Below are 1218 nucleotides of genomic sequence, written 5' to 3'. Positions count from 1 at the left end.
TCAACCGGAGGTTGACGTACCTGCTCGGTGACGGGCGGTTGACGTTTACCAACACCGGCGCGCAGGTGCGGGTGATCCCGCAGGAGCTGCGGGAGCTGCCGCTGCTGCGCGGTTTCGACGACGAGTCGGCCCTGGCCGCCCTGGCGGATCGCTTCGTGCAGGAGGAGTACCAGCCCGGCGACGTGATCGTCGAGCGGGGTGGTGCGGCCGATCGGGTGGTGCTGATGGCCCACGGCAAGGCCAACAAGCTCGGTGTCGGAGAGTACGGCGAGGACAGCGTGCTCGACGTGCTCGCCGACGGCGAGCACATCGGGCAGCGAATCCTCGTCGACGAGGAGGCCACTTGGCCGCACACGCTCAAGGCGGTCACCCCCTGCACCGTGCTCGTCCTTCATCGTCAGGACGTCCGGGAGCTGACCGACCGCTTCGACAACCTGGCCCGGCACCTGCGGGACACCGACTCCCGTGCTCTCCCCCCACACAACAAACACGGTGAGGCGGCGATTGATGTGTTGTCGGGGCATCGGGGTGAGCCGGCGTTGGCGGGGACGTATGTGGATTACGAGTTGGAGCCGCGTGAGTACGAGCTCAGTGTGGCGCAGACGGTGTTGCGGGTGCACAGTCGGGTGGCTGATTTGTACAACCAGCCGATGAATCAGACCGAGCAGCAGTTGCGGTTGACGATCGAGGCGTTGCGGGAGCGTCAGGAGGAGGAGCTGGTCAACAATCGTGAGTTCGGGTTGTTGCACAATGCGGATCTCTCGCAGCGGATTCATACCCGCACCGGCCCCCCCACTCCCGACGACCTCGACGAACTGCTGGCACTGGTGTGGAAGGACGCCGACTTCTTCCTGGCGCATCCGCGCACCATCGCCGCCTTCGGACGGGAATGCAACCGGCGCGGTCTCTATCCCCAGAGCATCGACATCAACGGCAACAAGGTCCCCGCCTGGCGGGGTGTTCCCATCTTCCCCTGCAACAAGCTGCACGTCAGCGACACCCGCACCAGCTCCATCCTGCTGATGCGCACCGGCGAACACAACCAGGGCGTGGTGGGGCTGCACCAGACCGGTATCCCGGACGAGTACCAGCCGGGCCTGTCCGTGCGGTTCATGGGCATCGACGAGCGGGCCATCATCTCCTACCTCGTCAGCGCCTACTACTCCGCGGCCGTACTCGTCCCCGACGCGCTCGGCGTCCTCGAACACGTCGAGATCG

The 1218-nt window shown here is 65.8% G+C and carries 1 protein-coding gene; it reads left to right on the top strand.

Going from position 1 to position 1218, the window contains the following annotated elements:
* Nucleotides 1–1218 (top strand): family 2B encapsulin nanocompartment shell protein (locus tag BLQ75_RS22855; RefSeq protein WP_092604731.1); only part of this gene is annotated, 1218 nt, incomplete at both ends.

The organism is Actinopolyspora xinjiangensis, assembly GCF_900104475.1.
GTDB lineage: Bacteria > Actinomycetota > Actinomycetes > Mycobacteriales > Pseudonocardiaceae > Actinopolyspora > Actinopolyspora xinjiangensis.
The sequence above is the reverse complement of the archived record's forward strand: the minus strand, read 5'-3'. Positions and strand labels throughout refer to the sequence as shown.